The organism is Streptomyces sp. NPDC012466 (assembly GCF_042955215.1).
In the GTDB taxonomy this organism is placed as follows: Bacteria; Actinomycetota; Actinomycetes; order Streptomycetales; family Streptomycetaceae; genus Streptomyces.
Window position 1 is genome coordinate 389,615 of the sequence record NZ_JBIBEQ010000008.1, and the last position, 23,892, is coordinate 413,506.

Sequence of the window (23,892 nt, forward strand, 5' to 3'; positions counted from 1 at the left end):
TGTGGAAGCACACCAGTCACCGGAGTCAACCCCCGACGGGCACTTCGTCATCATCAAGGGACGGAGATGGCGGGCAACCGATCCGTCCCTTCCCGAGGAGACCGCTGCTCGACTTCGACAGCACCTGATGTCGGCTCGTCGGGCGGTGCGCTCCGCGACCACTGCGGGCGATGCGAGCGCCGAGCGGGCAGCGCGTGCATGCGTGCACCGGGCCAAGGTCGCGCTGGGCGAGAGGGGAACGCCTTGGTGGGAACAGCCTGAGGACGAGCGCCGGCGACGCTGGGAACAAGGGCTCGCCCGCCTCGATGCGGAGGCGCAGGACTGAGGGCGCGGGAAGCACGACCCTCCCGCTGCCGCCGGGCCGGAAAGCATCACCATCGGTGCGGGTGAGCCCGAGGGCCGCACCCGACTCCTCCACACCGGCTCTGGACCGCCCCCTGACCGGAAAGCGCGGGTCCACGCGATGCGCCTCCCTACGATGCCCTGTGTGGTCACAGGTTGACGGACCGTCATACGCCGGCGGTGGGCTGGAGGGCATGTGAACGCTCGGGACGCGCGAGCCGGGGCCGCGGCGTCGGACAGGGCGCACGACATCGCGCCGAATCCGGCGCACCAGCTCAGGGCCACCGCGATCGGCGCCGGGGCCGTACTGCTGTGGGCGTCGCTGGCCCTGTTCACCACGCTCACCGGGCGGATTCCGCCGTTCCAGCTCACCGCGATGGCGTTCGCGGTGGGCGGCCTCCTCGGACTGCCCCGCGCGCTGCGCGGCGGCGGGGAGCTCGTCCGCGCGGTGCCCCGCGGAGCCTGGGTGCTCGGTGTCGGGGGCCTGTTCGGCTACCACTTCTTCTACTTCGTGGCCCTGCGCAACGCCCCCGCGGTCGATGCCGGCCTCATCGCCTATCTGTGGCCGCTGCTGATCGTCGTCTTCTCCGCGCTGCTGCCGGGTGAACGGCTGCGCTGGTGGCACGCGGCGGGCGCGGTGCTCGGACTCGGCGGCACCTTCCTGCTGGTCACGGGTGGGCAGGGCGTCCAGTTCCGCGGGGAGTACCTGCCCGGGTACGCGGCAGCCGCCGTCTGCGCGGTGGTGTGGTCGGCGTACTCGGTGGCCAACCGGCGGTATCCGAAGGTCCCGACGGACATGGTGGCGTTCTTCTGCCTGGCCACCGCGGTGCTCGCGGCCGTCTGCCATCTGCTGTTCGAGGACACGGTCCGGCCGGACGGCGGCCAGTGGCTCGCGGTGCTCGCGCTGGGCCTCGGGCCGGTCGGCGGCGCCTTCTACATCTGGGACCACGGCACCAAGCACGGCGACATCCGGCTCCTGGGCACCCTGTCGTACTTCGCCCCGCTGCTGTCCACCGCTCTGCTGATCGCGACGGGACGGGCCGACGCGAGCTGGCCCGTCGCCGCCGCCTGCGTGCTGATCACCGGTGGCGCCATGCTCGCATCGGCGGACGCGCTGCGTGCGGCGCGCCGCCGGGGCTGAGCCGGTCGCGACCGCGTCGCGAATCCGTCAGGCGTCCACGGGCCAGGTCCCGCGGCGGACCATTTCGGTCACCTTGTCGGCGCCGTTGGCGCGCACCAGCAATTCCAGCCGCATGCGTTCGATGTCCTCCGCGCTCCACCTCTCCGTCGCCATGGTCGCCTTCTCGTGCGACCAGCCGTTGTCGTAGTGCCGTACGACGTAGTCCTTCTGGAAGTCCCACATCTTGGTGCCCGGCAGCGGGGTGACGATGAAGGGGTTGGCGTACGCCATCCCGTGGCGCATGAGCGTGACCGCGTAGTCGATGGTCTTCTCGATCTGCTCGAGCGACTCGATGTACGGTTCGGCCCCGGGCCGCTCGGGCGGGTTGACGAAGCCGAGCATGAATCCGCCGGTGACCTGGATGCCGTACTCGGTGAACATCTCCACTATCTCGCCGGTGGCCTTCTGGAAGGCGTTGAGACGGGGCTTGCCGGACTGCTCCAGGCTGTCCTCGTTGGCGCTCTCGACGGCGAGGTAGACGCTGTAGCAGCCGCCTTCGGCCATCGCCCTGATGAGGTCGCGGCAGGTCAGTCCGGAACGCATCGCGGAGAGGACGTTGCGGAAGTTGGGGTTGCGCCGCTCGGCGTCGGCCATGCCCTTCGCGAACTCCTCGCCCAAGTGCAGCAGGACGAGGTTGAACAGGCTCAGGCCGCCCTCCTCCACCCACGGCAGGTCGTGCTTGCGCAGCAGTTCGAAGACGCGCATCGCGTACAGCGGGTCGTGCAGCAGATGGTCGTCCTCGATGAGCACCTCGGTCACACCCTGCTTGGTGATCTCGGCGAGGTGCAGGTCGAACCAGTCGATGCCGAGCGCCCGCCAAGGGCCGTTCACCATCGGGATGTAGCAGAAGTCGCAGCCCACGTTGCAGCCGATGGTGGAGAAGATCTGCGCCCAGGAACCGTGCTCGCGCACCCGCTTGCCCGACGAGTGGTACGCCTGCTCGTACTGGCGCATGTCCAGCATCCCGAAGTCGGGCAGCGGCATCATGCCGAGCCGCTGGTCCAGCCCCTGCCGCTTCGGCAGGATGCGCATGTACGGCGACTTGGCGGTGGTACGCACCACGGCGAGATCGGCCCGCCGGTAGGCGACGCCGGGCACCGCGTCGATGTCGCCGCCCTCCTCCGTCAGCGCCTGCAGCAACGCGGTGAACGTCTGGTCGGCCTCGTTGATGACCACGTGGTCGAAGGGGGAGTCCGGTACGGCGTACTGCCAGTCCCCGCTGGGATGGGCGCCGCCCGTGATTGTCACGATCGCCGGGTCGATGTCCTTGACCAGGTCGGCCAGGGCGCGCGCATTGCCCCACTGGACCGTGTAGATGCACTGGACGCCGACGACGTCCGGCTCGAACTCCTCGATGATCGCGCGCAGTTGCGAGTCGTCGAGACCGTAGCGGACCAGGCTGCTGCCGGCGCCGAGGTCGACGAGCCGACGTTCCTGCTCCCAGCCGGCGAAGGGCGAGTCGACGATGCGGACGTCGAAGCCGGCGAGGCGGGCGTTGGCAGCGATGCGCAGAAGTCCGATCGGGGTGCCGGCCCGCTTCATCACCTCGAAGGTGTCCAGCCCGAGCGCCCGGAAGCTGCTGCGCTCGGGGGAGGGCTCCACGACCCGCGTGTACGAGGGCACGACGAGCAGAACGCGGGGCGCCTGACCGCGGGAGCGCCGCCGGGCGCCGGAGACCGAGGTGCGCAGGGAGGGCCTGCCCAGATGCCGCAGGGGCGGGCGCTGAGGGGCGCTGGAGAACTTGACGACCGGATTCTCGACCACCACGGGTAAGGGGGGTACGGCGTGAGTCACGAGCACTCCTTCTGACCGGTTGACCAATGGACCGATGCGAACGGGAGTTCGCTCGCCATCGTGGCGTGCCTCACATTGCCGCGAGCGGCATTCCCGTAGAAATGGCGTGAAGCGGACCCTCGGGCCGAACCGGGGGGAGACGCGGCAGGAGGCCCGTCCTGGTCCGGGAGCGTGCTCCCGCGGCGCTGTGGCATGCGGCCTGCCCCGGGCCTACCGGTCCGGCGTCCGCATCCCGCTCCGACGGCACGCCTGATGGTGGTCGGCCTCATCGCCGCGAGACTGGTCGTCGCCGTCCTCGCGTTCCTCGTCCCGCGCCTGTTCCCTGGACCCGCAGTACCGGGACCGCAGGTGAGATCGACTGGGAGGGGACATCGTGGTGGACTCCACGGTCGTGCGGACCCGTCATCACGCGGCCGGTGCCCGCTCGGATCGGCCGCCGACTCTGGTGGCGTCAAAAGGGGCCGGTGACGCCGAACACCAGAAGCGGTGTCGGTGCATGCCGCTCACTGCGTGATCTGAAGGACCGCTTTCCCGGAGACACGGCGCCCGCGGAGGGCCTCGGCGGCCTCGGTGAAGCGGTCCCAGGTTCCCTGCCAGCCGATCTCGACCGTGAGGGCCCCCGCAGCGGTCAGCTCGGTGAGAACGGCCAGGTCCCGGCCGGCATCGCCATCGATGACGAAGGACGTCAGCGACTTGGCGGGGCCGACGGTCGCATACGGAGGGAAGACCGCCGGCTCCCCGGAAGTCCAGCCGACGCTCTGTGCGCTGCCCCCGGGGGCGAGAAGGCTCCATGCCGCCACCAACTGAGGGCCGCCGACGCTGTCGATGACCACGTCGACGGCTTGCTCGAGTCCCTCCAGGCCGATCAGCACCTCGTCGGCGCCCAAGTCGACCAGTCCCTCCCCGCGGGCCGTCGAACCCACGGACGCGATCACGTGGGCACCGGCCCGCGCCGCCAACTGGACGGCGAACCGGCCGACCCCGCCGGAGGCGCCGGTGACCAGCACCCTCTTGTCCGGCCCGAGCCCGGCGGCCCGCAGCGAGCGCAGTGCGGCCACTCCGGCGACGGGCAGGGCGACCGTCTTCACCAGGTCCAGGCCCGTGGGCACCTCGGCAAGCGCACCCACATCGATCGCGACGCGTTCAGCGAACGCCCTCGAGGTCAGGGCCACCACCCGGGTTCCCACCTCCGGGCCGGTTCCGTCGGCCGCGGCCCGGACCACCACCCCGGCGGCGTCCGAACCGAGCACCGCACCCGTGGGCACCCGGCCGGAGCGAGCGTCGTTGAGGTCGCCGTGGTTCAAGGAGGCATGGGAGACATCCACCAGGACCTGGCCCGGTCCGGGCACGGGGTCGGGAATCTCGGAGAGACGGACGGCGGCGGGTGCGGACGGATCGACGACGAGAGCACGAACAGGCATGTCTTCCCCCTTGGTTCACGACTTGTAACAGCAGCCATCATCGGTAACCATGCTGCCCGGCGGAAGGAGGCACATTCATGTCACTCAGTCACACCCGTGTCGCAGAAGCGGTGAGGGGTGAAGCCTGCCCGGTCACCGAAGTGCTCGACCGCGTGGCGGGCAAGTGGAGCATTGGGATCCTGATTGCCGCCGCCCACGGCCCGGTCCGCTTCACCGAACTCGAACGCGCCATCAACGGCATCAGCCGGCGCATGCTCACGCTCAACCTGCGCCGCCTGGAGCGGGACGGGCTGCTCATCCGCACCGTCTATCCGACCGTGCCGCCCAAGGTCGAGTACAGCCTCACACCCATGGCCCGAGAACTCCACGCCTCACTGACCGGACTGGTGGGCTGGGCCGAGCGCCACCGGTCCGCCATCGCGGAGGCCCGCGCCGCTTACGACAGCGCGGCGGAGCAGGAAGCCGACGCCGAGTGACCGGCCCGGACTGGCTCTCGAGCTCCCGTGCTCCCACGACCGCCGGAGAGGAGCAGAGCGCTCACCACCGGCATCACGAGCCTCTTACGGGATCGCCCGGACAGGTCCCAGTCCCGTCAGTGCGGCGATGCCACGGTGCCTGACGCGACCGAGGGCATGGCCCCGGGGCCAGTGATCCACAGACCGAGGGTTGTTATGACCGCTGTCATGATGGATGCTGCCTCTCGGCGTTCGCCGCAGCGAGCAGGACGAACCGGGAGGGCCTGAGGATGAGCGAAAACGTCGCACGGGCGATGTGGGAGAGGTTCGAACCGGTCCACCAGCTGGTCTACTTCACCCCCGAGGTGCGCGAGGCCGCGGACGGCCTCGGCCTGCGCGGCTACTGGATGGGTTATTTCGCCCTGCGCGCGGCGCCTCTCGGCCCCGTTCCCGCCTCCGTCGTCACCAGCTCCTTCTACGTCTTCCACCCCGACCGGGCGGCGAGCGCGCTCCCGGGCGCCTGGGCTGCCGCGTCTCCGCAGCAGGTGATCGAGGCGCGCGAGCGGGCCATGGGTGCCGCGATGACCAGCTTCTTCGGTCCGGACGTCGTCGCCTCCGCCGAGCTGGCCGAGGCCGCCGACCTCGCCTGGGAGGCCGCCCGCGCCGCGGACACGGCGGGACGGGTGCTCGGCGCGGCCAACCAGGCCCTGCCCCGCCCGGCCCAGCCCCACGTCAGGCTCTGGCAGGCCGTGACCACCTTGCGCGAACACCGCGGCGACGGCCATGTCGCCGTGCTGGTGGGCCGTCGTCTGGGACCGGTCGAGGCGCTGGTGCTCAAGAGCGCCACAGGGGAGACGGACGCCGAGTTCCAGCAACGCATCCGCCAGTGGAACGTCGAGGAATGGCGTGCGGCGCAGGCGGAGTTGCGTGAGCGCGGCTGGATCGACGAGGAGGGGCGCCTCACCGGGGCCGGCGCGACCGCTCACGCGCAGATGGAGGCGGACACGGACGCGGCGGCCCTGACGCCGTGGCAGGCGCTGGGGGCCGACGCCACCACCCGCCTCGCCCACCTGCTCGAACCACTCGCACGGAGGGTCCTGGACTCCGGAATCATCCCGACCGGTAACCCGGTCGGACTCACCGAGGGCACGTGGAGCTCCACGGGCTGACCTTCGGTTGGCGTGGGCCCCTGCCCGGCCGGGAAGCGAGAATAACCGCTGACGGGACGAACTCGCCGAGGGGCGCGCCCGTTCTCGCCGGCAGTCCGCCGGGGCACAACGGCTTCGCGGGCTTCTTCCGGCCCGCTCTCCGCTGCATGGGGATCCCGGGGGTAACCGCTCGGCATGACTGTTTACGGGTTACACGCCTCGCACGAGCAGATCCCGCCCGCGGACCTGCTCGCCGCCGTGGTGCACGCGGAACAGGCGGGATTCACCGCCGCCATGTGCTCGGACCACTTCTCGCCGTGGAGCGTCCGTCAGGGGGAATCCGGATTCGCCTGGTCGTGGCTCGGCGCCGCCCTCCAGGCCACCGGCCATCTGCCGTTCGGCGTGGTGAACGCGCCCGGCCAGCGTTACCACCCGGCGATCATCGCCCAGGCGGTCGCCACCCTCGCATCCATGTACCCAGGCCGGTTCTGGGTGGCGCTCGGCAGTGGTGAAGCGTCCAACGAACACATCACCGGGGCCGGTTGGCCCCGCAAGGAGGTCCGCAACGCGCGGCTGCGCGAGTGCGCCGAGGTCATCCGCGCCCTGCTGCGCGGGGAGGAGGTCAGCCACGACGGTCTCGTCACCGTGGACCGGGCCAGGCTGTGGACGCTGCCGCCCGCCGTACCGCCACTGATCGGAGCCGCGTGCAGCACGGCCACAGCGGCCTGGTGCGCGCAGTGGGCGGACGGCCTGATCACGGTCAACGCCCCCCGGGAACGGCTGCGTGAGATCGTCGGTGCCTACCGCGAGGCGGGAGGGCGCGGGCCGGTGCACCTCCAGGTGCACCTGAGCTGGGCGCCCGACGACGACCGGGCCCTCGCGCTGGCGCACGACCAGTGGCGCACCAACGTGCATGCTCCTCCCGTCAGTTGGGACCTGGACTCCGCTGAACTGTTCGACATCGTCAGCGAGCACGTGACGCCCGAGCAGGTGGCGGGCACCGTGAACGTCTCGTCCGACCTCGGCCGGCACACCGCCTGGCTCCACGAGTACGCCGAACTCGGCTTCGACGCGGTGATGCTGCACCACGTCGGCCGTGAACAGAGCGCGTTCATCGACGCGTTCGGCGCCGAGGTGCTGCCACAGCTCGACGTCACCCGCCCGCTGCCCGCCACGGCCGAGGAGTACCGATGCGTCTGACCCGCACGTCCGACCTGTGGTGGAAGAACGCGGTGGTGTACTGCCTGGACGTCGAGACGTACCAGGACGGCAACGGCGACGGGATCGGAGACTTCGCGGGCCTCACGCAGCGCATCGACCATCTGGTGCGCCTCGGCGTGACCTGCGTGTGGCTGATGCCCTTCTACCCGACGCGGGAACGCGACGACGGGTACGACATCACGGACTTCTACGGTGTCGACCCCCGCCTGGGGACGCTCGGCGACTTCACCGAGTTCGTCCGCACGGCCCGGGACCGCGGCATCCGCGTGATCGCCGACCTCGTCGTGAACCACACCTCCGAGGACCATCCCTGGTTCCAGGACGCCCGATCCGGTCGGGACTCCGCCCATCGCGACTGGTACGTCTGGAAGGACGAGCCTCCCGAGGACGGGCCCCACGGGGTGGTCTTCCCCGACGCGGAGGACGGCCTGTGGGAGTACGACGAGGGCAGTGGCCAGTACTACCTGCACCGCTTCTACAAGCAGCAGCCCGACCTCAACGTCGCCAACCCCGAAGTGCGCGACGAGATAGCCCGGATCATGGGCTTCTGGACACAGCTCGGACTGTCCGGGTTCCGGGTGGACGCCGTGCCCTTCCTGCTGGAGACGGACGGGCAGGACGACGCCGACGCGCTGCCCGACCCGCACGAGTTCCTCGCCGACCTGCGCGCCTTCCTCGGCCGCCGCAACGGCGAATCCGTACTGCTCGGCGAGGTCAACCTGCCGTACGACGGTCTCTGCCGGTTCTTCGGGGACCCCGACTCGGACCGCGGGGACGAGCTGACCATGTGCTTCGACTTCGTCGGGATGCAGCAGATGTACCTGTCGATGGCGCGCGAGGACGCGGGCCCGCTCGCCGCCGCGCTGCGGGAACGGCCCGCGGCCCCCCGCGACGCCCACTGGGCCACGTTCGTGCGCAACCACGACGAGCTGACCCTCGACAAGCTGAGCGACGACGAACGCGCCGAGGTCTTCGCCACCTTCGGTCCCGACAAGGACATGCAGCTGTACGACCGCGGTCTGCGCCGCAGGCTGCCGCCCATGGTCGACGGCGACCGCCGACGTGTCGAACTCGCCTACAGCCTGCTGTTCACCCTGCCGGGCACCCCCGTGCTCTTCTACGGCGAGGAGATCGGCATGGGCGAGAACCTTGCCGCCGAGGGCCGTCAGGCCGTCCGCACGCCCATGCAGTGGACCCCGGAGCCCGGCGCCGGGTTCTCCACCGGCGCACCCGACACCTTCCCCAACCCTCTGCCGGAGGGCGCGTTCGCACCGCAGCGGGTCAACGTGTACGAGCAGAGCCACGACCCCGGCTCCCTGCTGAGCCGCATGCGCCTGTTCGCCGAGCGCTACCGGGAGGCTCCCGAGCTGGCCTGGGGCGAGTACCGGCTGGTCGAGAGCGGGGAGCGCTCCGTCCTCGCCCACGTCAGCCACACCACCGACGGGAGCGTCCTGGCCCTGCACAACTTCGCCGGCCGGCCGGTCACCGCGCGGGTACGGCTGCCCGAGGCGGGGGCCGGTGGGAGGCTGACGGATCTGCTCGACGATGGGCACGCGGGTTCCACCGTGCCCGACGACGGTCGGTTCGCCGTCGAACTGCCCGCCTACGGGTACCGGTGGCTGCGCGTCGGCACCCCGGCTGACGACCCCGACACCATCGCCTCCGACTGAGACGGCGCCCACCCGAAAGCCTGGTGAGGTGATAGAGGCCCACGGCACGGACGGAGACAGGCGACAAGCGCGTGCCGACGCCGCGCGCCGGGAACAGTTCCGCCGCCTATTGGCCGCTGGACGATCCGCCTGCCCCCACCGCCGGCCCGACATCATCTCCGCATCGTCGACTGAACATGCGGCCCGCGATCTGTGACGGACCGCCCCCACAGGTGAGGGGAACCCGGCGAATTGCCGGGTTCCCCTCAGCCGTGTGCCTGTAGGTGTGCATCGGACGGTCCCGGTGCCGCGTTCTCCGGGCAGACTGGGTGTATGACAGCGACATCGATGACCAAAGGCGGCAACCTTCCCGTGGCCGCCACGGCGGTGCAGGTCGAGCTCGGCTGGTCCGGGGGCCCCGGGGCGCCGGACGCCGATGCCTCGGCGCTGCTGCTCCGTGCCGACGGGCGGGTGAGGGACGACGGGGACTTCGTCTTCTACAACCAGCCCCAGCATGTCTCGGGTGCCGTGCGTCATCTGGGTAAGCGGCGGGACGGTGGCGGTACGACGGACACCGTCGGCGTGGACCTGAGGGCCTTGGAGCCGGAGATCGAGCGGGTCGTTCTCGGTGCTTCCGCGGACGGGGGCACCTTCGGCCAGTTGACCGGTCTGCGGCTGCGACTGCTCGATGCCGGGACGGGTGGGCAACTGGCGTCGTTCGACATGGAAGCAACGACGGAGACGGCGTTCATCGGCGGAGAGCTGTACAGGCGGGCCGGTCAGTGGAAGTTCCGCGCGGTGGGACAGGGATACGCGTCCGGACTCGCGGGCCTGGCCACCGACTTCGGGATCAGCGTGGACGAAGAACCGGACGCCACCGCGTCGACGGCTTCCTCCACGGCCACGCCCGCACCCATGTTCCCGTCCGCCGCCCCGCCGCCCCCGCCCGCCGTCCCGAGCGCCGCGCTCCGGACCGGCCCTCCCACCCTGCCCCCGACCCCGACGACCCCCGCCCCGAACACCCCCTCCCCGCGCCTCGTCAAGGGCGAGGAGCAGTTGCCGGTGGACATGCGCAAGCGGCTCTCCCTGCGCAAGGAGCAGGTCGCCGTCAGTCTTCGCAAGCACGGGGCGGAGGGAGTGACCGCGCGCGTCATCCTGGTCCTGGACGCCTCCGGGTCGATGTCGTTCCTGTACTCGAAGGGTGTCGTCACCGACGTCGTGGAGCGGATGGCCGCGGTGGCCGCGCAACTCGACGACGACGGTGAGATGCAGGCCTGGACGTTCGCGTCGAACCCGGCCCGGCTTCCGGACCTCGCCCTGGGTGACCTGCCGGAGTGGCTGCAGCGTCATGTCCGGGTCGGTGAACTGGCGTTGTTCCGGCGCAAGAAGCCGCGGAAAGGTCTGCTGCCGGGCCAGGTGGACATGCGCGCGGTCGGGGTCCAGAACGAGGAGCAGAAGGTGATCGCCGAAGTGCGGACATACGTCCGCGAGCACCCGGCCGCAGCCCCCACGCTGGTGCTCTTCTTCTCCGACGGTGGCGTCTACCGAAACAAGGAGATCGAGGCCGAACTGCGAGCGGCGGTGGACGAACCGATCTTCTGGCAGTTCGTCGGACTGGGGCGCTCCAACTACGGCGTACTGGAACGGTTCGACACCCTGCCGGGCCGGCGCGTCGACAACGTGGGGTTCTTCGCCGTCGACGACATCAGCGGCGTACCGGACGCGGAGCTCTACGACCGGCTGCTGTCCGAGTTCCCGTCGTGGATGCGCGAGGCGCAGAGACTGAACATCATCTGACCCGGGCGACCGGTCCGCCGTCAGGACGCCCAACCCCCCACCGGGTGGCTGCCCTGGCACCGGTCCACCGTTGTCGTCGACGCCTTGGAACCCCTCCACCAACCCGGGGTGGTTCGTCAAGATGAACCTTGAAGAAGGAGTGGGCATTCTGGGACTGAGCGCCGTACCTGGCCAGACCGGTCAGGTACGGCGCTCAGTTTGGTGCGTCAGCGGCGAGAGAGGTGACCGAGAGCAGTTGGCGGCGTCATCGCCCGGTCGTCCCGAGGGTTCGGTCGGCCGTCGCGAAGCTGTGCTCCGTCGGCTTCAGCACGTCGTAGAGGTGACCGAAGTACTCCGTTTTCGCCGTTCCGGTGAGCACCGCCAGCAGGAAGGACAGGCACCCCATGTCGTGGTGCTCCCACAGAGGGCCGCGCCCCTCGTTGTAGAGCACGGTCCACTCGTCGGGGTGCTGACCGGGCCGCGCGAGCCAGTACAGGAACGCCCCTGTGCCCTCCTCGAATGCCCACGGCAGGACCTTCGCTCCCGCTTCCCGCAGGCCGGCTGGCTTGTCCTCGAACTCCCACAGGTCGGTCAGGATCTCGTTCCGTTCCGCCGTCTGCGCGTGCAGGTCGCAGTCGTCGTAGGCGGAGTCCGGTACAAGCAGCCAGATCGTCTCGTCGAAGACGCCGTCGCCGTATGTCTCGACGAGCTGTTTGTAGTCGGCGGGCAGCGCCGTACCGAGGGCCAGTTCGGCCTGCGCCCAGTCCACTGCGGGCGGTGGATCGGCGGGCGGCGGGCAGAGATGGACGAGCGCATCAAGGGCGATCATGGAAAGGACGCTACCGGAGAACCCGCAGGGAGCCGTGGGGGAGTCGGCAGGCCATGCGAAGACCCGCAGCGGAGCGGGCCCAAGCAGCCGGCCGCCGTGCTTGAGGACCTCGGCACGCCGAGAGCCGCACCTGCCGGGCGGTCTCCGAGCGCGCACCTGGCGGATGGGGCCAACTACGACGCTCGGTGGCCGGTTGTGACTTCGGCCGATAGCTGGCCAGTTGTTGCGCGAAAACAGGCTCAAGTCCCTTCTGTCTTGTGCGCATCGCGAGGGTGGTCGCCCGCAGGGTTCCTGGGGCGATGCCGAGGTGGCAGCGTGGGAACGTTCCTCGGGGCCGGTGCACGTTCGGTGCCCGGTGCCAGGCGTCCGGCCCCGTACACGGCTCTCGAAGCCGGCCCGCGACGTGAGCGTGTGCGCAGGCCGGCCCGGGTGGGGCTCGGAGGCCCTCAGGTTCCCGGAGACGAGATCACTGGCACCTTCGGCCGGTGTTGATGCACTGGACCATCCGGTTCATCAGGCTCTCGTCGAAGACGTTGATGAAGTCGCCGTGGTCCGTGATCGGCTTGTGCATCTGCTCCGGGAAGCCGTCCACCGCGTAGAACGGGCTCGACTTACCGTTGTCCTTGAGGCTTGGGGCGTCCACGTCGTAGACGAGGCGCTGGACCAGCTGCGGGATGGCCTTGAAGCCGTTCGGGCAGGCACCGGTCCTCGGGTCGGCGAACGCGACGTGTGCGCGGTGGTTGGCACTGTCGATGCTCCGGCCGTCCCAGCAGCTCTGGAACTTGGACGTACGGACCAGGCTGCTGCCTTCGGGGCAGACCGGATACTTGTCCGTCAGCTGCCGGTTCTCGAAGCCGGTGCAGCTCCAGGCCGCGTTGGCGTTCGCGATGCCGTTGGTGAAGGCCTTGGCGTCGCCGGTGATGATCCGCAGGAACCTGGGCATCGCCACGACCTTGCCGCGCGGGTTGCCGACGAAGTTCAAGGTGACCTTCGAGGCGGTCAGGATCCGGCCGGTGTTGCCCTCGGCACCCCCGCCGAGCTGCTTGGCGTCGAACTCCTGGGTACCGTCCTGCAGACGGAGCACGGGCCAGTAGTACGTGGACTTGTCCCCCTGGTTGCGGCAACTTGTCGCGGCGGCGGTGAACTCCTCGTTGGTGGTGAACGCGTCGTTGTCCTGGTTGCCGACGTAGTCGTGCGTATGGTGCGCGCCGTTGTCCACACCGGGGGCGACGATGATGTTGTCGGAGTTGTACAGCTTGTTGGCGTTGACGCCGCACCGGGTTCTGAAGGCGCCCTTGGAGGCGCCGCGCGAGGGGCGGGGGCCGCGCACGTTCGGCTGGACGGTGGTGATGTCCACGAAGTCGGCGGCCACCGGACCGTTTCCGCCCTGGCCGTTGTTTCCGTCCTGGCCGGCGCCCTGACCCTGGCCTTGCCCCTGGTTGCCGTTCTGCCCCTGGCCGGTGCCACGCAGCGAGCAGGCGGCGAGGGATGCGAGGCCTGTCGGTTTCTGGCCCGGCCTGCCGATGGCGATCGCGATCCGGTCGATGGTCGCGACCCGCTTGTCCCTGAGCGGTGTCATGATCGCGTTGTTGGCGAAGCCACTGTCCTGCTGGATGGCCCTGGCCGAGTTCTGCAGCCGCTGGTAAGCCTCGGCCACCTGCCGGTCGAGGAGCGCGAGCTCCCTGTCGACCAGCGCTCTGGCCTGGTCGGGGACCGAGGTCAGCTTCGCCCCGACATCCGGGCAGCTGATCGTGGCGGCTCCGGCCGCCAGGACGTGATTCGCCTCCTGGGACGGGCGTTTCGTCGAGTTGCTGTTGCCGCTCTCATGGGCGGAGGCATACACGTTGACCGCGATCAGCCCTCCCGCCCCCAGAGCCAGGCCTGCCGCCGCGGCGATGGCTCGCTGCGTTGTCTTCGATCGTTTGCGCATGGTGCGTCGCATGGGATTCCTCTGAGGATTGCGGAACAAGCGGGTTCGTGCGAAGTTCGGATGACGCCGCGGTGGCTCCCGGTGTGATGCCTGACTAAGCAGGTTGCGCCCATGCTTACGGGTGGGATCAGCGTGACGGCGGGAATGCGTCGTCCTGTCATGCCTTCGTAAGAACTGTTGCGGCCGGGGAGTTACGCGACAGTCGTCCGCACGGCGAACCTTGACGTCCGGGGTGTTTGCCAGTGCGCGAGCGGGGCCGAGCGGCCGCCGGCGCCGGGTCAACTGCACGTCCCCGTTTCGTAAGAGTTCCATCGTTCCGGAACGGCCGTGCGCCCAGTGGGATGGAGACATGAAACTGAGCGTCTCCCCACCGGTGTTCAAGGGCGGATTGCACGATGCCCGCACGGCGACCGCGATCGGACGGTGGCTGGGTCCGGCATTCGTCCTCTGCTTCGTCACCGGTCTGGTCAGTCACCTCATGCAACATCCCCCGGGCTGGCTGGCCGACAGCCTTCCGAGCCGCCCCATGTGGGGCTACCGGCTCACCCAGGGACTGCACGTCGCCTCGGGTATCGCGGCGGTACCTCTGCTGCTGGCGAAGCTGTGGACGGTGTATCCGCGGTTGTTCGCATGGCCGCCGTTGCGTTCGGTACCGCATGCACTGGAGCGGCTGTCGGTGGCGGTGCTCGTGGCAGGTGCCGTCTTCGAGCCGGCGACAGGGTTGCTGAACGCGGCCCAGTGGTATCCGTGGCCGTTCTCGTTCGTGCCTGTGCATTACGCCGTGGCGTGGCTGGTCGTCGGGGCCCTGCTACTGCACATCGCGGTCAAGGCCCCACAGATCAAGGCGCATTGGGGTCGCCGATCACCCGGGACGCTCGCCCTGCCCGCGCAGGACGGCCCGGACCGGCGGTCGCTGCTGGCCGCGGTGGGCGCTGCCGTCGGGGCCGTCACCCTCACCACCGTGGGGCAGGCGTTCACCCCGTTGAAGAACTTCCTCCTGTTCGCGCCCCGTCACCCGGACAAGGGGCCGCAGTCCCTGCCGGTCAACCGGACCGCCGCGGCGGCCGGGGTCGGCCGGATCGCCGACGAGGAGTACCGCCTGGTGGTCGCGGGCCCGCGGTCGTACACCCTGACCCTTGATGAGCTGCGAGCCCTGCCGCAGCACGAGGTGGAGTTGCCGATCGCCTGTGTGGAGGGCTGGAGCAAGTCGGCACGCTGGACCGGTGTACGCGTCGTGGACCTGCTGGAGCGGGCGGGCGCGCCGGAGCATGCGCGGGTGCGGGTGGTGTCGTTGCAGTTGCGCGGCGGCTACCGGGTGTCGGAGTTGGGTCACGAGCACGCCCGTGACCCGCTGACCCTGTTCGCCCTGCGCCTCAACGGTGAGGAACTCGACCCCGACCACGGTTACCCGGCGCGGCTCATCGCCCCCAACCGGCCGGGTGTGCTGCAGACCAAGTGGGTCGGTCGGCTGGAGGTGCTGTCGTGAAGGCGCTGCGTGTGACGGCGGGTGCTGCGGGCTTGGCGCTCATGGGAGTGGGGGTGTCCCTGCTGATGGATGTCCGCGGCCTGCCGGGTGTGCTGCTGTGGCTGGGCGGGGCGGTCGTGCTGCACGACGTGGTGATCGCCCCGATGGTGCTGCTGATCGGGCCGGCGCTGGTGCGGGGCGGTGTGCGCGGGCCGGTCCGCGCGGCCCTGGTGGTCGCGGGCGCGCTGACGACGGTGGCGCTGCCGGTGCTGCTCCGGCCGGGGAGGAGGGCCAACTCGTCGGTGCTGCCGCTGGATTATCCGCGCAACTGGCTCGTCGCGCTGGTGGTCGTGGCCTCGGTGACGGCGGTGTGGCTGGCCGTGCGGAAGTTCCGGGACGGTCGTCGTCGGCCCGTCGCGTGAGCTCCTCCCTCTCACCGACGGGCCGGCCGTCTTACGAGGGTCTTACGCGTGGTGAGCGGGGACGGCGGAGTGGCGGGCGGTCGCCTAGCGTGACCGGATGCGATCACTCCGTACCCTGCGCGTGACAATTCTGGTCACCGCGGCTCCGCTGCTGTTGGCCGCCGCGGGTCTGATGCATCCCCGGCATCTGACGGCATCGACGGCCGGCCACTGGGCCGGGCTGCACATCGTCCTGCTGCCTGTTTTCCCTCTGCTCGTCCTCGGACTGGTGGTCCCTCTGTGGGGCAGGCCGGGTCGTGATGCGGAGGGGGCGCTGACGCTTCTCTCCTGGGCCGGGTGCCTCTGGTTCGCCGCGTACTACTCCGGTCTGGACGCGGTGGCCGGCATCTCCGCCGGCACCGTGGTGGACCACGGCGTCCACGGCGCGGCCGGGCCGTTGTTCGTCGTCGGAGACGAACTGGGCCGGGCCGGGGTGTACGGACTCGCCGTGGCCTCGTTCGCCACCTGTGCGGTGCTCTGGCGCCGGCACGGGGTGTGGGTGCTGCCGGGCGCCGCCGTCCTGTTCGCCGCCTGCTGGTCGTTCGTCGACAGCCACATCTTCTGGCCCAAGGGGGTCTTCACCATGTTCGGCTTCGCTGCCGCCTTCGCTCTCCTGACGGTGACGGCGGCCCGGGCCGCCGAGGCCGCGCCGACGCGGTAACGCTTACGAACCCCTGACGTCCTCCGTTCAAGCGGCCCGCGACCGGGTGCACGGCCCTACGGTCGGTGGCATGTTGATCCTGGTCACTGGAGGTGCGGGCTTCATCGGCTCGCACATCGTCACCGCCCTCACCGGCGCCGGGCATGAGGTGCGGGTCCTCGACGCGCTGCTGCCCGCCGCCCACCGCACGGCCCCGCCGATCCCCGACGGAGTCGACTGGCGGCATGCCGACGTCCGCGACGGAGCGGCCGTGGCCGACGCCCTGCGGGGAGTGGACGCCGTCTGCCACCAGGCGGCGATGGTCGGCCTCGGCAAGGACTTCGCCGACGCCCCGGACTACGTCGGTTGCAACGACCTCGGCACCGCCGTGCTCCTGGCCGGTATGGCCGACGCCGGTGTGCGCCGCCTGGTGTCGGCGAGTTCGATGGTCGTCTACGGCGAGGGACGGTACGCGTGCTCGCGGCACGGCGTCGTACGGCCCGGACCGCGTCGGCCGGCGGATCTGGAGGCAGGGCGCTTCGAGCCGCCGTGCCCGCACTGCGGTGAGCCGCTGACCGCCGGTCTGGTGGGGGAGGACGCACCGACGGATCCGCGCAACGTGTACGCGGCCACCAAGCTGGCACAGGAGCATCTGGCCGCCGCGTGGGCCCGGTCGACCGGCGGGCGGGTCGCCGCCCTTCGCTACCACAACGTGTACGGTCCGGGCATGCCGCGGGACACTCCCTACGCCGGTGTCGCCTCCCTGTTCCGGTCCGCGCTCGCGCGGGGCGAGGCCCCGCGCGTCTACGAGGACGGCGGGCAGCGACGGGACTTCGTCCACGTCCAGGACGTCGCCGGCGCCAACCTCGCGACGCTGGACGCTGTCGACGGCTTTCCGGAGGGCGGCCTGCGGGCGTACAACGCCGGCAGTGGGGATCCGCACACGGTGGGTGAGATGGCCTGCGCGCTGGCCGTCGCTCACGGCGGCCCGAAGCCGGTCGTCACGGGGGAGTACCGGCTCGGCGACGTCCGCCACATCACCGCCTCGTCGCAGCGGCTGCGTGCCGAGCTCGGCTGGAAGCCCCGGGTCACCTTCGCCGAAGGGATGGCGGAGTTCGCGGTGGCGCCCCTGCGGGCGGAGTGAGCCCTCCGGTGCCCGTGTGACCGCGGCGGGACCGGCCCGGCATTTCCCCGCGGGCCGGTCCTGCCTCTGGGCCGTTCTCAGAGCGCTGCGGGCAGGTGCACCTCGAACCGGCAGCCGCCCGGCACATTGGACACGGCCGCGCTTCCCTGGTGGGCCTCGACGATGCCGCGCACGATGGCGAGGCCGAGTCCCGCGCCGGCCGGTGGGGTGCGGGCGTCGGTGCCGCGCCAGCCGGTGTCGAAGACGCGGGGCAGGTCCTCGGGGGCGATCCCGCCGCAGCCGTCGGTCACCGACAGCACGACCCGGTCGGCCTCACGGCGGGCCGCGACAGCGACCGTGCCGTCGGCGGGCGTGCGGCGTATCGCGTTGACCAGCAGATTGGCGAGGACGCGCGACATCTCGCGGCCGTCGACCTCCACCGGCACGGGCTCGACCCCGTCGCCCACCAGCCGGACTCCGTGTTCCCTGGCCAGCGCGTCGACGCCGGCGATGGCGTCGCCGACGAGGTCGTAGACCGACATCCGGGCCGGAGACAGGGCGAGCACCCCGGCCTGGATGCGGGACAGTTCGAACAGGTCGCTGACCATGGCGCTCATGCGTCCGACCTCCGCACGGATACGGGTGTGGTAGACCCGGGGATCGCCGACCATGCCGTCCTCGAGAGCCTCGGCCATCGCCTGCAGGCCGGCCAGCGGGGTGCGCAGGTCGTGGGAGATCCAGGCGACCAGTTCCCGCCGTGAGGCTTCCAAGGTCCGCTCTCGTTCCCGGGAAGCGGCGAGCTTGGCGCTGGTGGCGACCAACTGCTGGCTCAACTGCGCGAGTTCGGCCATCGGCACGGCGGCAGGCGGAGTGAAACTGCCCTCGTCCCCGAGGGCGCGGGTGGCCTCGGTCAACTCCCGGCTCCCCTTCACGACGCTGCGGCCCAGCAGGAGCGCCACGAGGAGCGAGACGACCGCGGCCATGGCGCACACCATCGTCACCACCCACAGGTCGTGGTCGGACAGGAACATCGCCTGGGCCACCAGGATGGTCCCGGCGAGCATCGCCCCCACGGTGACGGCGGCGACCACCGTCAGGGACAGGGCGACGGACCGGTTCCGCAGCGCCCGCAGGGCCAGCGCCCCCAGCAGTCCGGCGGCCGCCGCGCCGATCGCCGCGTAGAGCGCGATGAGGATCGCGTCACCGACCATGGCCGACCTCGGCTTCAGTCGACCGAGGGGGGTCGAAACGGTAGCCGACACCCCACACCGTGCTGATCAGACGAGGGTGGGCCGGGTCGTCCTCGACCTTCTCGCGCAGTCGCCGCACATGCACGGTGACGGTCGACAGGTCGCCGAACTCCCACCCCCAGACCCGCTGCATCAACTGCTCCCGGCTCGTGGCCTGCCCGGGATGCCGGATGAAGAACTCCAGCAAGTCGAACTCCCGGACGGTCAGGGCCAGTTCACCGCCGTTGCGGGTGGCGCGCCGACCGGTGGGATCCACAGCGAGCGGGCCGGCCCGCAGCCACGGCTCCTCCGTCGCGCCCCGCGTGGCCGACGCCGCACCGGCGCGACGGAGCACGGACTCCACCCGCAGCACCAGTTCGCGGGGACTGAACGGCTTGGTGACGTAGTCGTCCGCACCTACCTCCAGTCCGAGGACGCGGTCCTCCTCGTCGCCGCGCGCGGTCAGCATGATCACCGGGAGGGGTCCGGCCGCACGGATGCGTCGGCAGACCTCCAGCCCGTCCATGCCGGGCAGCATCAGGTCCAGCACCACCAGGTCGGGAGGGCGCGAGGCGGCCCGGGCCACGGCGGTGGGACCATCGGCGGCCACGTCGACGGCGAAGCCCGCCCGGTCCAGATATCCGGCGACGACCTCGGAGACGGTCGGGTCGTCGTCCACGACGAGTACGTGTTTCACACCACCGAGTGTCACACCGGCGTGCCGCTGCGACCGGTGGCGATGAGCGACGTCAGCGATCCGTAAGGACCCGACGCCCTTTATGTCTGTTTCGCGTCCGTAGGGTGAGTGAGGTGATCGAGACCTCCCCTTCCCCCGTGGACGTCGTGCTGCCCTGCCTCGATGAAGCCGAGGCCCTGCCGTGGGTGCTGGAACGCATACCGCCCGGCTGGCGGGCGATCGTCGTCGACAACGGTTCCACCGACGGTTCCCCGGACATCGCCCGCGACCTGGGCGCGCACGTCGTCCACGAGCCGCGGCGCGGCTTCGGCGCCGCCTGCCACGCGGGCCTCGCCGCCGCCACGGCGGACATCGTCTGCTTCTGCGACTGCGACGCCTCCCTCGACCCGGGACTGCTGCCGGCCGTCGTCGACCCTGTCCTGGACGGAACCGCGGAACTGGTCCTGGGCCGTCGCCGGCCCACCAGCCGAGGCGCCTGGCCCCTCCACGCCAGGCTGGCCAACCTGGAGCTTTCCCGCCTCATCCGCCGCCGCACCGGCCTGAGCCTGCACGACCTGGGCCCGATGCGAGCCGCCCGCCGCGAGGCGCTGCTGGCCCTGGGGCTGACCGACCGGCGATCCGGCTATCCGCTGCAGATGGTGGTGCGCGCCGCCGACGCCGGCTGGCGCGTGGCGGAGACCGACGTGCCCTATCGCCCGCGTACGGGACGTTCCAAGGTCACCGGTACCTGGCGCGGTACCTGGCAGGCCGTACACGACATGCGGGCCGTCCTCACGGAGCGGCCGGACGCCACCCCGGCGATCGGGACGAGCTTCGCGGGAGGCCCTCGGTGAACGCCCGTCCCACGAAGGAGGCTCCGACCACCCTGCTGGTCATCGCCAAGGAGCCGGTGCCCGGGCGGGTCAAGACCCGGCTCACCCCGCCCTACACCCCGCTGGAGGCGGCCACCCTGGCCGAGGCCGCTCTGACCGACACCCTCCACACGATGCTCCGGGTTCCGGCCCGGCGCCGGGTCCTCGTCCTCGACGGAACCCCTGGTCCCTGGCTGCCGCCCGGCTTCGCGGTCGTGCCCCAGGCGTCAGGCGGCCTCGACGAGCGGATCGCCGCCGCCTTCGCGCTCTGCGACGACGGCCCGGCGCTGCTGGTCGGCATGGACACTCCACAGCTCACCCCGGACCTGTTGGCCGCTGTCGGCCGCGGCGGGCACGACGCCTGGTTCGGCCCCGCCGCCGACGGCGGATTCTGGGCCCTGGGCCTCGCCGACCCGGCCCGCGCCGGGGCCCTCGTGCGAGGTGTGCCGATGTCCACGAACCGCACCGGCGCGATCCAGCGCCGCAGGCTCACCGAGGCGGGACTGTCGGTCGGCGACCTTCCGCTGCTGCGCGACGTGGACACCGCGGCCGATGCCGCCTCGGTGGCCGCCTGCTGCCCACCTGGTTCCCGCTTCGCCTCCGGCCTGGCCCGTCTCGCGGAGTTCGCCCGATGAGCGGCACGGCGCACGGGACGCGCACTGCCGCCGCCCGCCGGACCGATCCGCCGGAGCCGTCAGCGGCCGGAGACAACGTTCTGCACGTGACGCTGCCTCACCCGCTCCAAGGGCGCGAACACCGCGCCGGTCAGCGCACCCGCGTCGAGCCCGGGGAGCCCTGGACGGACGATCCGTACGGCCGTGCCCTGCGCGCCGGGCGTGGCCGGTTGTACCTGCGCCGCATGTCACCGGCGCCCGAAGGGGCGGTCGACCTGCTGCCCCTGGACGTGGAGCGCTTCTGCGCGGCTCCCGACGCCGCCGACACGGCCGTACTGCACCGTTGCACCGGGCCCGTGCTGGACGTCGGCTGCGGGCCGGGACGCCTGGTGGCCGCCCTGGCCGCTCGTGGCGTACCGGCCCTCGGAGTGGACGTCAGCCCGGCCGCGGTCGCCCGGACCCGCCGCCAGGGCGGAGCCGCCGTGCAACGGTCCGTCTTCGACCGCATGCCGAGAGAAGGCCGCTGGGGCACGGCCCTGCTGATGGACGGCAACGTCGGCATCGGCGGCGATCCGGCTGCCCTGCTCACCCGCCTGAGTGAACTGCTCCGCCCCGGCGGACGTCTGCTGGCCGAAGCGGCACCGCAGGACGTGGACGACCGCCTCACCGCCCGTGTCGAGGACGCCCAAGGCCGCCACGGACGCTCCTTTCCCTGGGCCCGCGTGGGCGTCACCGCCCTGCTGCACGCCGCCGATGCCGCCGGCTGGATCCTCACCGGCCGGTGGACGACCGATGACCGCCCCTTCGTGGAACTCCACCGCCCGTACGCCGGGTTCGACGCCGCATGCCCCCTGCCCGGCGAAGGAACGGACGACCAGTGACCGACACCGCCACCTCACACCGGCGGAATCCCGGGCGCTCTGTCACGCACCCCTCTGCGCGTTCCCCCGCCCGCAGAGCCCGGATCCGAGTGGCCGTGACCGCGCTTCTCCTCGCAGCACTCACCGCCGTCGTGGTCACCACACTCCAACAGGGCGACGACCGCAGCGCCCCCGGCCGCCTGCTCGGCGGATACGCCGTCGCCTGGTCCCTGTTCGCCGCCGCCGTGTGGACCGTGCGGAAGGTTCCGGCCCGGGCCGCCACCGTCCTCGTCCTGGCCGGATCGGCCGCGGTCGCACTGGCCGGGCTCACCGCGCAGCCGCGCACCAGCAACGACATGTACCGCTACGCCTGGGACGGACGGGTCCAAGCCGCAGGGATCTCCCCCTACGCCCATCCGCCCGCCGCACCCGAGCTCGAGCGCCTGCGCGACAACTGGTTGTTCCCCCCACAGGAGGACTGCAAGGGATGGGGGCTCACCCACACTGCCGGCGGCCTCTGCGTCCGCATCAACCGGCCGGCCGTCCCCACCATCTATCCGCCCGTCGCCGAGGGTTGGTACCTCGCCGTTCACACGCTGTCTCCGCCGGACAGCCGTCACAAGCCGCTCCAGATCGGCGGCGCGGCCCTGGCCTTCGGCACGACCCTGGCCCTGCTCCGTGTACTGCGCAGGCGCGGTGATCCGCAGCGGGCCCCGGCCCGGGCCGCGCTGTGGGCCTGGTGCCCGGCCGTCACCCTGGAAGCGGTCAACAACGCCCACATCGACACCCTCGGCGTCCTGTTCGTCGTGCTCGCGCTCGGCACGGCCACCGCCGGGGCCCGCCGCGGTGCGCTGCTCGGGGCAGCGATCGCCGTCAAGCTCCTGCCCGTCCTCGCCCTGCCCGGCGCACTGTCCGGGCAGCGCGGCCCTGCGCGCGTCCTGCGCGTCGTCGCGGCCGCCGTCACCGCCGTCGCCCTCGCCTACCTGCCCTACGTCGTCGCTTCGGGCGCGGGCGTCTTGGGCTACCTCCCCGGTTACCTTCACGAGGAGGGCTACGAACCCGGCCACGTACGCCGCTTCGCCCTGCTGAGACTTCTGCTGCCGGACGCCGCCGCCGGCGTGACCGCCACCGTGCTGCTCGCCTTGGTCGGCCTGTACGTGTGGTGGCGCGGGGACCCGGCCCGCCCCTGGCGCGGAGCCCTGCTGCTCACCGGCACCGCCCTGCTCCTGTTCTCCCCGAGCTATCCCTGGTACTCCCTGCTCGTCGTCGCCCTCGTGGCCATGGACGGCCGCTGGGAGTGGCTGGCGGTCACTCTCGCCGGGACCACCCTCTACCTCGCCGACCGGCTCCTGCCCGGTTTCCCCCTCCAGGCATGGGCCTACGGCACCGCTGCCATCGTGATCACCACCGGAGCGTGCCTGCACGCCGGCCTGCTACGCGGAATCCCACAGCGCCTCGGCATCCACCGGTCGTCCGGCGACGGGCGGATCGGGGTCTGACCGACGAGGCACATGCCTCGGCGTCGATCACCGGCCCGCGGCACGGTCCGCACGTGTGCGGACGACTTTGCGAGACCCACCCGGTGAGCACCGCTCCACGGCCGACTCGGCCGCCACCGGCCCGCCCATTGTCAGGGCTGTGGGGCGTTGCCCATCTCCGCGGTGAAGACCGTGGGGTCGCTGTCGAACCCGCGGACCATTTCGTGAAACTCCCAGGCTCCGGAAGCATTCCGGGTGAACTCCGCGACGGTCGCCGCGGTGGATCCGGAGACCTGCGCGAAGTCGTCCTTCAAAAGCTCCTTGTATCCCTCGACGACCAGTACGCCGGCGTTCGATACGTCACCGAAGGTCTTGGGGCCGTTGTTCTGGTGGATCGCCACGCCCACGACCACCCGTGCGAAGGAGGAAGCGAGGCGATCGAGCTCGAGGGTCATGACTTCGACGTAGCCGAAACCCTGACCGGTCCGGCTGTGCCGGCCCATGTTGATGGTGCCGTCCGGTGAGCGGCTGTCGAAGTGGACGACGTACACGGGCCGGCCGTAGGGGTCGTCCGCCGAGTAGGTCGTGGCGATGATGTCGAGATGGTGAGACGGCTGGTTCCAGGGACTCGGGTCCCACTTGAGCCGTACCTCGGCCTTGCCCACACCCTGATTGTCGCTGTTCACCGGATTGCTGCCTCTCCCGAGTCACGTCACCACGGGATGGCCC

At 71.1% G+C, this 23,892-nt stretch carries 22 protein-coding genes; 15 read left to right on the top strand and 7 right to left on the bottom strand.

Features of this window, described 5'->3' with window-relative positions; genetic code table 11:
• Position 1: 1 nt before the first annotated feature.
• Both ACFY9E_RS29235 and ACFY9E_RS29240 read left to right on the top strand, forming a co-directional pair.
• On the top strand, positions 2–325 hold the full coding sequence (locus ACFY9E_RS29235; protein WP_390988947.1) for a hypothetical protein: 324 nt from the start codon (positions 2–4) through the stop codon (positions 323–325).
• A 213-nt stretch (positions 326–538) separates the two neighbouring features.
• A complete protein-coding gene (locus ACFY9E_RS29240) occupies positions 539–1,483 on the top strand; it encodes an EamA family transporter (protein WP_390988949.1) in 945 nt (314 codons plus the stop codon).
• 27 nt (positions 1,484–1,510) lie between these two features.
• On the opposite strand, the gene ACFY9E_RS29245 is transcribed toward ACFY9E_RS29240, so the two are convergent.
• Both ACFY9E_RS29245 and ACFY9E_RS29250 read right to left on the bottom strand, forming a co-directional pair.
• On the bottom strand, positions 1,511–3,316 hold the full coding sequence (locus ACFY9E_RS29245) for a cobalamin-dependent protein (RefSeq protein ID WP_390988951.1): 1,806 nt from the start codon (positions 3,314–3,316) through the stop codon (positions 1,511–1,513).
• A gap of 503 nt (positions 3,317–3,819) precedes the next feature.
• A complete protein-coding gene (locus tag ACFY9E_RS29250) occupies positions 3,820–4,737 on the bottom strand; it encodes a zinc-binding dehydrogenase (RefSeq protein ID WP_390988953.1) in 918 nt (305 codons plus the stop codon).
• Positions 4,738–4,814: 77 nt separating this feature from the next.
• Between ACFY9E_RS29250 and ACFY9E_RS29255 the strand changes: the two genes are divergently transcribed.
• From ACFY9E_RS29255 to ACFY9E_RS29275, 5 genes are all read left to right on the top strand, one after another.
• A complete protein-coding gene (locus tag ACFY9E_RS29255) occupies positions 4,815–5,213 on the top strand; it encodes a winged helix-turn-helix transcriptional regulator (protein WP_390988955.1) in 399 nt (132 codons plus the stop codon).
• 269 nt (positions 5,214–5,482) lie between these two features.
• Positions 5,483–6,361 (top strand): hypothetical protein, encoded by an 879-nt coding sequence (locus tag ACFY9E_RS29260; protein WP_390988956.1) that lies wholly within the window; start codon positions 5,483–5,485, stop codon positions 6,359–6,361.
• A gap of 174 nt (positions 6,362–6,535) precedes the next feature.
• Complete coding sequence (locus tag ACFY9E_RS29265) at positions 6,536–7,540, top strand: TIGR03885 family FMN-dependent LLM class oxidoreductase (RefSeq protein WP_390988957.1); 1,005 nt, start codon at positions 6,536–6,538, stop codon at positions 7,538–7,540.
• A complete protein-coding gene (locus ACFY9E_RS29270) occupies positions 7,531–9,231 on the top strand; it encodes an alpha-amylase family glycosyl hydrolase (RefSeq protein WP_390988959.1) in 1,701 nt (566 codons plus the stop codon). The genes ACFY9E_RS29265 and ACFY9E_RS29270 overlap by 10 nt, the downstream gene beginning before the upstream one ends.
• A 312-nt stretch (positions 9,232–9,543) precedes the next feature.
• Entirely contained in the window at positions 9,544–11,007 is a 1,464-nt protein-coding gene (locus ACFY9E_RS29275; protein WP_390988961.1) for a VWA domain-containing protein, read from the top strand.
• A gap of 244 nt (positions 11,008–11,251) precedes the next feature.
• Here ACFY9E_RS29275 and ACFY9E_RS29280 read toward each other — a convergent pair whose 3' ends face one another.
• Together ACFY9E_RS29280 and ACFY9E_RS29285 are read right to left on the bottom strand one after the other, a co-directional pair.
• Complete coding sequence (locus ACFY9E_RS29280) at positions 11,252–11,815, bottom strand: hypothetical protein (protein ID WP_390988962.1); 564 nt, start codon at positions 11,813–11,815, stop codon at positions 11,252–11,254.
• A 466-nt stretch (positions 11,816–12,281) separates the two neighbouring features.
• Entirely contained in the window at positions 12,282–13,757 is a 1,476-nt protein-coding gene (locus ACFY9E_RS29285; RefSeq protein ID WP_390988964.1) for a DUF1996 domain-containing protein, read from the bottom strand.
• Between the two features lie 337 nt (positions 13,758–14,094).
• Between ACFY9E_RS29285 and ACFY9E_RS29290 the strand changes: the two genes are divergently transcribed.
• From ACFY9E_RS29290 to ACFY9E_RS29305, 4 genes are all read left to right on the top strand, one after another.
• The gene (locus ACFY9E_RS29290) at positions 14,095–15,231 is read left to right on the top strand and encodes a molybdopterin-dependent oxidoreductase (RefSeq protein ID WP_390988966.1); all 1,137 of its coding nucleotides are present in this window, start codon (positions 14,095–14,097) and stop codon (positions 15,229–15,231) included.
• Complete coding sequence (locus ACFY9E_RS29295; protein ID WP_390988968.1) at positions 15,228–15,632, top strand: hypothetical protein; 405 nt, start codon at positions 15,228–15,230, stop codon at positions 15,630–15,632. The genes ACFY9E_RS29290 and ACFY9E_RS29295 overlap by 4 nt, the downstream gene beginning before the upstream one ends.
• Before the next feature lie 121 nt (positions 15,633–15,753).
• Entirely contained in the window at positions 15,754–16,332 is a 579-nt protein-coding gene (locus ACFY9E_RS29300) for a hypothetical protein (RefSeq protein ID WP_390988970.1), read from the top strand.
• A gap of 70 nt (positions 16,333–16,402) precedes the next feature.
• The gene (locus ACFY9E_RS29305; RefSeq protein WP_390988972.1) at positions 16,403–17,455 is read left to right on the top strand and encodes an NAD-dependent epimerase/dehydratase family protein; all 1,053 of its coding nucleotides are present in this window, start codon (positions 16,403–16,405) and stop codon (positions 17,453–17,455) included.
• 77 nt (positions 17,456–17,532) lie between these two features.
• Here the strand turns inward: ACFY9E_RS29305 and ACFY9E_RS29310 are convergent, their stop codons facing one another.
• Positions 17,533–18,645: an ATP-binding protein gene (locus tag ACFY9E_RS29310; RefSeq protein ID WP_390988973.1), complete on the bottom strand. Its 1,113-nt coding sequence runs from the start codon at positions 18,643–18,645 to the stop codon at positions 17,533–17,535.
• A complete protein-coding gene (locus ACFY9E_RS29315; protein ID WP_390988975.1) occupies positions 18,635–19,360 on the bottom strand; it encodes a response regulator in 726 nt (241 codons plus the stop codon). Before ACFY9E_RS29315 ends, ACFY9E_RS29310 begins: the two co-directional genes overlap by 11 nt.
• A 113-nt stretch (positions 19,361–19,473) precedes the next feature.
• On the opposite strand from ACFY9E_RS29315, the gene ACFY9E_RS29320 reads away from it, so the two are divergent.
• The 4 genes from ACFY9E_RS29320 (at position 19,474) to ACFY9E_RS29335 (ending at position 23,184) form a co-directional block, all read left to right on the top strand.
• Entirely contained in the window at positions 19,474–20,193 is a 720-nt protein-coding gene (locus ACFY9E_RS29320; RefSeq protein ID WP_390988977.1) for a glycosyltransferase, read from the top strand.
• On the top strand, positions 20,190–20,846 hold the full coding sequence (locus tag ACFY9E_RS29325) for a DUF2064 domain-containing protein (protein WP_390988979.1): 657 nt from the start codon (positions 20,190–20,192) through the stop codon (positions 20,844–20,846). The genes ACFY9E_RS29320 and ACFY9E_RS29325 overlap by 4 nt, the downstream gene beginning before the upstream one ends.
• Before the next feature lie 86 nt (positions 20,847–20,932).
• Positions 20,933–21,706, top strand: coding sequence for a methyltransferase domain-containing protein (locus ACFY9E_RS29330; protein ID WP_390988981.1), 774 nt, complete (start codon positions 20,933–20,935; stop codon positions 21,704–21,706).
• Positions 21,707–21,801: 95 nt separating this feature from the next.
• Positions 21,802–23,184, top strand: coding sequence for a glycosyltransferase 87 family protein (locus ACFY9E_RS29335; protein ID WP_390988982.1), 1,383 nt, complete (start codon positions 21,802–21,804; stop codon positions 23,182–23,184).
• Between the two features lie 131 nt (positions 23,185–23,315).
• On the opposite strand, the gene ACFY9E_RS29340 is transcribed toward ACFY9E_RS29335, so the two are convergent.
• Positions 23,316–23,849: a TerD family protein gene (locus ACFY9E_RS29340; protein ID WP_390988983.1), complete on the bottom strand. Its 534-nt coding sequence runs from the start codon at positions 23,847–23,849 to the stop codon at positions 23,316–23,318.
• Positions 23,850–23,892 lie beyond the last annotated feature (43 nt).